The organism is Bartonella sp. AA23NXGY, from assembly GCF_042197165.1.
GTDB lineage: Bacteria > Pseudomonadota > Alphaproteobacteria > Rhizobiales > Rhizobiaceae > Bartonella.
Window position 1 is genome coordinate 1 of record NZ_JBHIRO010000027.1, and the last position, 8847, is coordinate 8847.

Sequence of the window (8847 nt, forward strand, 5' to 3'; positions counted from 1 at the left end):
ATAACCTGAAGGCCGCAGGTTCAAATCCTGCCCCCGCAACCAAAGTTCCAAAACTAATACTCCCATAAAAATCAAATAACCTCTAAACATGACAATACACCCATAGTATTGCGTGAAAATATAATAATGCACGTCATGAAAAATGTTATAGAATAACTCTTTATTCAAAATTCCCCCTATACTAGGAAAAGTCAGTAATTTACCTACATAAGTTCCCCTTTCTGCTACACTTTTCTCATAGAAACTTATCAAAAAAACTAGAAAAACTAGTTGCTCGTAAAACTACCAATACCTAGGAGCGGCTTTGAAACTGGATCGGATGCCTTCTCATCTCATAAAAGAATGCAATAGGATTAATAAGGGGCATACCCTAATGAAGCAGTGCTAGGCAGAGGCAGGTAGAGAATGCTTTCTTCTCTCTAAAACAATAAATCTAAAAGCTCTTCTTAGTACTGCAAAACAAAAATATCATCAATCTCTGAAAATAAAAGCAGGAAAAAACAGATGTAGCGTCTAAACGCATGGAGTAAAATGCTATTCACTTGCAACTCTTCCCACGTACAAAACCCAAATAAAAACTAAAAGGGGCATGCCTACTAATCATCATGCACCTCTGGAAGCAAAATGGGTAGGGGAAGAACGTATAGGTACGTAATGCTACGCACTTAAAGGGCGCGCAAGGACTAAATCTAAACTCAGATTCTCTTGGATTTTAATATCATCCCTCCCTTTGTTCTATGTGTACCTGTATATCTTCATCCTCAAAACAATCTGCCAACTTTTTGTAACAAAAAAATTGCAAACAATTCCTTGAACTCCAAACTATCTATATCACTAAATACTAAGGGGGATTTTTACCTAGAAAGCTTTTTGGGGTAGCAAGCCCATGCCTATGATCATTGTAATGATGCAAACCTTTTGCAAACAGTGTTTTAAGAGGGTAAAGTGTTATGTTGATAGCAGAAAGCCTGTAAAGAGAAAATGGCTATGGTATGTAAGAATAGTGCTGTTTTTTATAAGGAGCTGTCTTATTATAAAATTAAGTAGGGTAGGGGAAGAACGTATAGGTATGTAATTTACGCGCATAAAGGCTTTGTAGAAATTAGATCTAAACTCAGATTCTCTTGGATTTTAATATCATCTCTCCCTTTGTCCTATGTGTAGCCTGTATATCGTCATCCTCAAAACAATCTGCTAACTTTTTGTAACAAAAAACTGCAAACAATTCCTTGACCTCCAAACTATCTATACCACTAAATACTAAGGGGGGCGCATAGCTGGCCTAAACTCTCTTTACAGAAAACAAAAAAACAAAACGCTGCATAAGAAAAACTCAAATGCTTGAATTTTTTCTTTCAACGTATGCGCTGATATTTGCTTGCATATCGTCTTAAAAATCCATTTTCCACCAAGATTCGTCTTAATCTCGCAAAATCTAAAGTAAAAAGGCTACATATTTTTGATGTTTCCGTTTCGCGATAGTTTTTCCTATTTTAAATGCTTCTGCAATTTTTGTAAGTGTATCTTCTGTTTCTAAATGACGATCGCTAAAAATTTCCATATTTCGTACATTTTTATCTTCTAGCGCTTGCCATAATTTATCGATTGCTTGAAATCCCTTTGTTGTGTTTTGAATAAGACCAAGGTTTAAAAGGCGATTAATAGATTTGTGAATGTTTTTGGTCTCTGAATTGACAAGTTTGAGGATATCAGAAAGAATTTTAGCACCAAGTATAATAACAGTATAGACAGCGCGTAGTGTCGGTGAGGTCATGGCAGAAATGAGCGAATTATAAGAAAAATGATTTGGCTGTATTGCACATGGATATCAATAGAATATTATTCGTGCAGAATGTAGCTACCTTACGCTTGTCTACCCCATAATCCTTTAAGCTATGAGACAATTTGCAACGGCGTTTACAGAGCAATCTTAAAAGACCGTTTTGAGCTTTTTTGCCGCAGAGTGTGTTACAAAATCATAATTGAGCCATTTATGGCGAAGTGTTTTGAGTGCTCTTGTTGTGCCACCGGTTGCAAAAACTATATGTGACATGGAAGCTGCTTATTTTTTCGTTTGCATGAGGCAAAGGCAAGAAGCAAAGGCGGAGGCACCAACAATCATGCAAAAGGTGAAAGCGATATGATTGTTGAAATGGCTGATAATCCATCCACTTGTCCATGAGCCGGCGGCTTGGCCAATATTTGAAATAACAAGAATATAACTGAAAAGAACACTGGCAGAGAGGGATGTAGTTGTTTTCCCTGCTTGATAGTATATCTCTGGAATCATGACAGATTCATAGACACTGTAGGCAATTAACGCAGTCACAGCGGTAAAGACCCCACCTATGAGGAAAAACGAGGAGAAACTTCCCATAAAGCAGAGCAGATAAAAAGTTGATTTATCAGAAAGGCTGAGATGTTTATTGATTATTCCTTGCCAGATACAAATACTGATGCCAACAATTGAAAAGAAAATTCCACTATAAGGGGCGAGATTGCTGTCAAATTTACTGAGAAGTGTTGTGGTGGTGATGAAAATTCCCATGAGGAATGCACAAAGCAAAGCCGTGACCAGCAAATAAGCAATAGAACGATTATGTATTATTGTTTTTAAAGAAGAAAGAAGAGCTTTTTTTGTTTTTTTATTCTTTTCAAGAGATAATGTTTTATGCGGGTAATGATAAACAATTTGAATGGATAGAACACAAAGATACAAACCAATGAGTGCAAAAAAAGCCATTAAGAAGGTTGATGCGTTGTATTTTATGGCACTCGTTGCAACAAGAGGGGCGATAACGACAGCAGCATTTTGAAAAAAAGAATAGAGAGTTAATGCGCGTTTAAGAGCATTTTCATTGAGATGTTCTGATAAAATTTCTCTCAAAAATGGCTTTGAAATTGCTTTCGAAAAAGCCATTAAGGTAAAAAAGATCAACCATGCAGAAGGTGTGAGCGATAGGATAATGCACACAAAAGCGCTACTCCTTAAAATAAAGGCGGTAGCCATTAAGAGTTTACGGGAAAATCTTTCTAATAAACCTGTTGTGGTTACCATGAGAATGCTTTCAAGGATTACCGATCCAGCGAGATAAAAAGCAACATTGGCAGCAGTTATGAGAGAAGAGTTTCCAAGCAAAGGGAGTACAAAGAAAAAGGAAAATTCAGAAAGAAAAACTGTGCTATAGATGAAAAAAGGAATTTTATTTTTGCCCATGGAATTTCCATAGAAGTGTTGTTAAATGATCAAAGACATTTTGTTGTATCTTTTGAGGAAGTTTTGCCAGCCCTATTTCTGCTGTGCACATTTCGTTGAAATAGTATCTTTCTTGATTCACTAGCCAGTCCAATGCAAGAATATTGTTTTTTCTACGATGTTTTTAGAAATATCGAGCATGATTTGGATTGAGCAACAACACTGTGCCCAGATGTTCGCGCAACAATCGTAAGATCCATTGAGACCTTGATCCTATATCTTCTCCTGATGGTTTTGACTGTTTTTAACCCTATTTGATAACCACCCAATCCTTTTTGATAACCAATTGGCATCTCGCACTCTTGTTCCTCCCCATTGCATCTCTTGCGAAGAGAGCACGCTAATCTCATCTCCATAGATTGTCAACATATGAATGGGATGAATGATTTTGTAACCTTTTAATGAAATTATATTTTTTAGTGGAAGGTTATTCATTCTCTTGAAATAGAGAAGAAAAACGATAGCGTTCGCTAATCATTTTTCAATTCTCTTTTAGCGCATGCGTTGATATTTTCCTCCATGGCGTTGTAAAAAACCTCTCTCAACAAGAGTGCGTCGTAATCGGGCAAAGTCTATCGTAAAGAGGTTGCATATCTTGGAAACTTCCGTTTCGCTATAGATTTTTCCCATTTGAAAGGCTTCACCAATTTTTGATAGCATCTCTTCTGTTTCTAAATGGCGGTCGCTTAAATTTTCCCTCTCCCGTTCATGTTTATTTTCTAGCATTTTCCACACTGTCTCTTCGGCTTGAAATCCTTCTGTTGTGTTGTGAATAAGTCCAAGATTCAAAAGGCGATTGATGGATTTGTGAATGTTTTTGGCATCTGAATCGACATGTTTGAGGATATCAGTAAGATTTTTTGCACCAAGGATAATGGCGGCATAAACAGCGCGCAGTGTCGGTGACGTCATGGCAGAGATCAGTGAATTGCGGGTATTGCGTTTGTGAAGGGTTTCTTTCCCCATGGGCAAAAGATCATTGCGAATGGGCAGTTCATTGATTTCTATGAGTTCTGCTTGTAGCGATTGTGCGCGTACAATTTGTTCGGCTGGGGTGCGTTTGCGAATAATCCCCAGACCACTTTGGCGATATTTGTGGTTTTCCGGAAGAGTTAAAGCTTCATAGGAGCCATCAAGCCGGTAGAGAATTTCTTCCCAGATAGGAGTTCTGACGCGTCGAACCCGTTGTTCGCCATTGAGAGCAATTGTTGTTGTTATGGTTGGTTCATGTAGACAAAGATAACCACCCGCGGTGATGTGTTCCCAAAGGGTTATAACAAATCGCACATCATCTGCGGGAGTACCAGCATCAAGCCAAGCAAAATCTATTGGTCCCCAAGATTTGAGCGTTTCATCATCGAGAGAGAAGAAATTCTCATGGATAAATGTTACCATGTCTTTTTCAATACCGTCTTGAAGCAGTTTTTGCCATGCTTCTTCTGCTGATTGACCTTCTACTGTAAAATCATCAATGGTGATAAGCCGAGGTTCATAATTCTCAAGGATTCCTGAAGGGTCAAGCAAAGCTGTGCGCTCTTCCCAGGTGGAGGATTCTAAAAGTTTTTTATCTTGTTGCCATGTTTGTTTTGCTTTTTGCAGTGCTTTAGCAATCAAGCGCGTACTATCACCAGCACCGATTTCAATGACTGTGCGCGGTCTTGCCATTTGAATAAGCGCATAAATGAGCTGTGCACTATTTTCTGTTCCCATGCCAGGTCTTATCAGCTGCATCTTTTTATCCTTATAATTTTACCAATCGTAGCATTCCTGCTTTTACAAAAAATTTTATTGAATCCTCTATAGGGTGTTGAATGTGCATTGGTGTGGTGGCTTGCTTCAAGAGATGTTTTGTTTTTTCATGAAGCCGGATTGTACGCCCATTGAGTTGATTAATGGCAAGACTGCCAAGAGAAGAATCTATGATAATACATGTTGGCTCTCGTAAAAGAGCGGTTGCATCATTTTCTGAAAATGCTTTTTGATCTGTTTCGATGAGACCGTGTTGTAAAAGTGATATCAAAAGACTTCCAGAGGCAAGAAGAGTATCATTGAATTGTATTTCCCTCAGTGATTGGACAAGGCAGCCTTCACGAAGTGCTTCAAATGTGGGAAAGTCGAATCCGCCAAATGCCGCTCCTTTTGTAGAAACAATGGTGATGGGTTGTATTTGCCGTTTGCCAATGAGTGCTGGTTTGTTTTTTATTATTTGTACATCTTTTGCCCATTGAACGCGTGATAAAGGATTGAGTTCACTTGGGTAGACAGCGAAAGAATTGATGGCTATGGGCGGCGTTGGTTTTTGCAATTCAAGTGTGTGGGAGCTCTCATGACAATCATGTCGCATATAGTCTGCCAGTTGCCACACATAGCCGCCTGTTCCATTGTAAAAGTTTAAGCCTATAGGATCTTGTTGCATGATGTTAAACCGGTTTCTATTTTGCTATAAACTAAATTTTGGGAATGGTTGTTAGCTCTTCCACACTCAAGAGTGGTTCATCAAAGTCTTATTGGTTGGTGTGGGGTTGTATGGGAGATACAACGATTTTATCGAGGGGTGATTGTCATGTCCTTTTGTGGTGTATGGTTTGCTTGAGAAAAACGCCTCGTCCACTAACCATTATCAAATTCTCTCTGTTTTTTTTTGTACGGCACTGTTCACAATAAAACCTAAGATGCCTGTGATCATGGTGGCGATGCCAATGATAAACAGTGTGCTTTGGGTGTGATGCACTTTTACAAAACCGGCTCCTAGAAAGCCAAGGCACACCGCTGTTTGTATGATAAAGATATAGGCAGGCATTTGGTTGTTTCGGTGTTCTTTCTGAATGGCTTTCATCATAAAACTTGCCATCAGAGCATTTTGCACGCCGTTAGCACCCCCAAGGATGAAAAATGACAGCATCATTAACCATACAATATGTGTTAAGGAAAAGCAGAAAATTGCAAAACCAATTATTGTAGCGGCAAGTGATGCACCAGCGGCATTACCAAAGCGATGAAAAAGGCTGGAGAAACAGAGTGGACCAACCACGAGGCCAAGACTTAACATGCTTGTGATTACCCCATAGGTTTCTGCACTGAAGTACAGCTCAGTGCGGATGCGGACAATCGATAAGACGTTGAGAGCAGAGGTGAGGATGATGGTAATGATGAGGGGAGAAAGAGCATAGACAACATTTTTTTTACGCAAGAGACCCGTTAAATCTAGCCCTTTTTTGCTTTTTTGCGTTGTGTTTGTCGTTTGTGTATGAATTTTAAAACTTTTAAAACAGAAGAGAGTGATAAAGGTAGCAAAAAGAACCATGACTGACAACACAAACAATCCTTTTTGCCCGTTTGATATTCCATACAATACACCTCCTAACAGTGGTCCGGCAATATAGCCAAGATTACGAACTGTTTGGATAATGCGGTTGATACGGTCTAATTGCTGATCATTGGTTGCAAATTCTGGGACGGAAACGAGGATAGCAGACCAAAAGAGTGAACCAGCACAACCTAGTGCGAAAGAAAGGGCAATATAAACCCAAAATTGGTTGGCGATTGCAGCTGTGGCTATAAAGAGTGCTTCAAACAATAAAACAATGGGTACTGTTCGCGCTGGTTGGAAGCGATGTAAGAGACGTGGTGCAATGGGGCCTGCACAAATTGCCCCGACAAGCCCTGCAAACAGCAGCATTGAAATAGATGCTGTGCTTTCTGCTAAGTGGAGAGCAAATGTAACTTGTGCTGTTTCATCGGCAAAGCTGCTAAAGCCCAAAACAAGGAAAAGCCCCATTTGGGTAAAAATCATGGATTTTTTCTTTGTCACAATGCTCCCCAACATGCTAAAGCTTTTACAGCTTTTAAAATTTCCTTCTGTGCTGTGTCATGTGGTTTATCATTTAATTTTGCTAGATCTAATTTTTTTCCTGATGAAAGTTGAGAAAGGAAATGTTCTAGATGAGAGCTATACTCAAAACTGGCGCAATGCCCATTTGCTGCGATGAGCAGTTCTTTTGTTTCAGTTAAGGGCACCCATTGCAGGGTTGCAGGTGGGCGAAGAGTGATTTCATTTTCAATTTCGGAGACGTCAACAAGGGGGCGCTTGACACATAAACGTGAACTTGTATCACAAATTAATTGAGAAACCAGCATATGGCGTTTTAAGGTACCATTTGCGATGGCGGAGTTTAGCGCAGAGTGTTGAAAAGCATTATCAGGGTTTAAATTTGCTCTTCCTGATGCGCGGATATCATGTCGCGTTCGATCATCAAGATGGAGTAAATGCGTGACATAATTTTTATGATGTTGTGCATCGTGTGCTGTTTCCCAAAAAGCAATATTGATATTTGCCGCGATATTTTTTCCAGTTTCAGCAACGTGGAAAGCATCATGGGGAAAGTAGGCAATACGGTCTGTACGGTTTTGCAGCGCAATTGCTGTTAATTTATGCGCTTCATATTCAGGATATTTTAGCCCTTGGAGGTCTTCTCGTGTACTGGGCCATGCAAACATTGTTTTGCCATCCTGTAGAGTAAAACCAAAATTATGAGCGTGATCCACATGGATCCCAACATGGGTAGAAGAATACCGGCCAATGAAGCAGTCAATATCTACGCGTCCACCAGGCCTAAAACCTAAAGAATGTGCTAATTGATCTGCAAATTGTTTTGCCACATCCCATAGAACAGGGGTTGCAGCGTATAATCCATAATACATGACCGCCCATTCTTGTCCTTCGGCATATTGGTCAACGCGGGCAGTATATTCTTCTATAGTTCTATCCGTATCTAAAACAAGAAAGTTTGAAAGAGGACGTGGACTCCGCACTCCATTAACCACTGTTACTACTTCGGATTTAGGATTAAGAGCTAAGAGTTTATGAGGATGTAGAGCGTATTGTCTTAAAGCATTCAAAACATCCCTTTCATCGAAAGGGATGTACGAAATTGACAATTCAGCTGCTTGCTTAGCCCAAATTTTTTGAGAAAAGCTCTCTGAAAATAACTGAAACATGCACTTAAATATACTTAATTTTAAAGTTAGATATGTAAATAGATCTGTATCAACAATACATTATTAAACTTCTAACGAACCATTCACATCAAGCTCATTTTGACAAATTTGAGTATCGTTACGCTGTGCATACTTATCAAGCATTATAGTTGGCACAACTTCATCAGCAGCCAATTCAATAACATTTTTTACTTTATTAAGTGAAATATTCATATATTTCCCCCCTTATAGTTGATAGAAAAACAATGATGACCAAAATAAAAAAACTACCACTTATTTCCTCTTAATATGGATTTTATTTTTGTCAAATGTTATGTTGATTGCAAAGAGCATTTTAAATAAGAGGGCTGAATTTTAGAGTGATTAAGAAGAATTTACAAAAAAAGCTGCACTATGCGTGCAGCTTTTTATGTATTTGCTTTAAAGGTAGACAGGTAGATGTTTTAAAGCATGAAAGTGTCCTTACGGCTTCTATAACCATAATAGCCAAAAACACTGGAAATAATGGCGCCTACCAGACTTCCTAAAAAGCCCCACCACCCCATATTGGAGGCTGTTTTTGTGGCTTTAGTTGCAGTGTTTTTTGCTCCCTT

At 39.0% G+C, this 8847-nt stretch carries 9 protein-coding genes and 1 pseudogene; all 10 read right to left on the reverse strand.

All coding sequences use genetic code 11. The features are described 5' to 3' along the window. Positions 1 to 1355: 1355 nt before the first annotated feature. A complete protein-coding gene (locus ACFINY_RS08790) occupies positions 1356 to 1457 on the reverse strand; it encodes a DUF2087 domain-containing protein (protein WP_375612583.1) in 102 nt (33 codons plus the stop codon). Then, positions 1436 to 1774 carry a hypothetical protein gene (locus ACFINY_RS08795; RefSeq protein ID WP_375701012.1) on the reverse strand — a complete coding sequence of 113 codons (339 nt, stop codon included), beginning with the start codon at positions 1772 to 1774 and terminating at the stop codon, positions 1436 to 1438. The genes ACFINY_RS08790 and ACFINY_RS08795 overlap by 22 nt, the downstream gene beginning before the upstream one ends. A gap of 156 nt (positions 1775 to 1930) precedes the next feature. Further along, positions 1931 to 2053, reverse strand: coding sequence for a hypothetical protein (locus tag ACFINY_RS08800; protein WP_375612581.1), 123 nt, complete (start codon positions 2051 to 2053; stop codon positions 1931 to 1933). Positions 2054 to 2062: 9 nt separating this feature from the next. Further along, complete coding sequence (locus tag ACFINY_RS08805) at positions 2063 to 3217, reverse strand: MFS transporter (RefSeq protein WP_375612580.1); 1155 nt, start codon at positions 3215 to 3217, stop codon at positions 2063 to 2065. Positions 3218 to 3748: 531 nt separating this feature from the next. Beyond that, a complete protein-coding gene (locus ACFINY_RS08810; RefSeq protein ID WP_375701013.1) occupies positions 3749 to 4987 on the reverse strand; it encodes a DUF2087 domain-containing protein in 1239 nt (412 codons plus the stop codon). Between the two features lie 10 nt (positions 4988 to 4997). After that, positions 4998 to 5672, reverse strand: a complete 675-nt coding sequence (locus ACFINY_RS08815; RefSeq protein WP_375612578.1) for a hypothetical protein — start codon at positions 5670 to 5672, stop codon at positions 4998 to 5000. Positions 5673 to 5876: 204 nt separating this feature from the next. Next, positions 5877 to 7067, reverse strand: coding sequence for an MFS transporter (locus ACFINY_RS08820; protein ID WP_375701014.1), 1191 nt, complete (start codon positions 7065 to 7067; stop codon positions 5877 to 5879). Next, positions 7064 to 8254 carry a hypothetical protein gene (locus tag ACFINY_RS08825; protein ID WP_375701015.1) on the reverse strand — a complete coding sequence of 397 codons (1191 nt, stop codon included), beginning with the start codon at positions 8252 to 8254 and terminating at the stop codon, positions 7064 to 7066. The genes ACFINY_RS08820 and ACFINY_RS08825 overlap by 4 nt, the downstream gene beginning before the upstream one ends. A gap of 63 nt (positions 8255 to 8317) precedes the next feature. Beyond that, positions 8318 to 8467 (reverse strand): hypothetical protein, encoded by a 150-nt coding sequence (locus ACFINY_RS08830; protein WP_375612575.1) that lies wholly within the window; start codon positions 8465 to 8467, stop codon positions 8318 to 8320. 230 nt (positions 8468 to 8697) lie between these two features. Beyond that, positions 8698 to 8847 (reverse strand): annotated as a pseudogene (locus ACFINY_RS08835) (DUF3792 domain-containing protein); the annotation flags it as partial.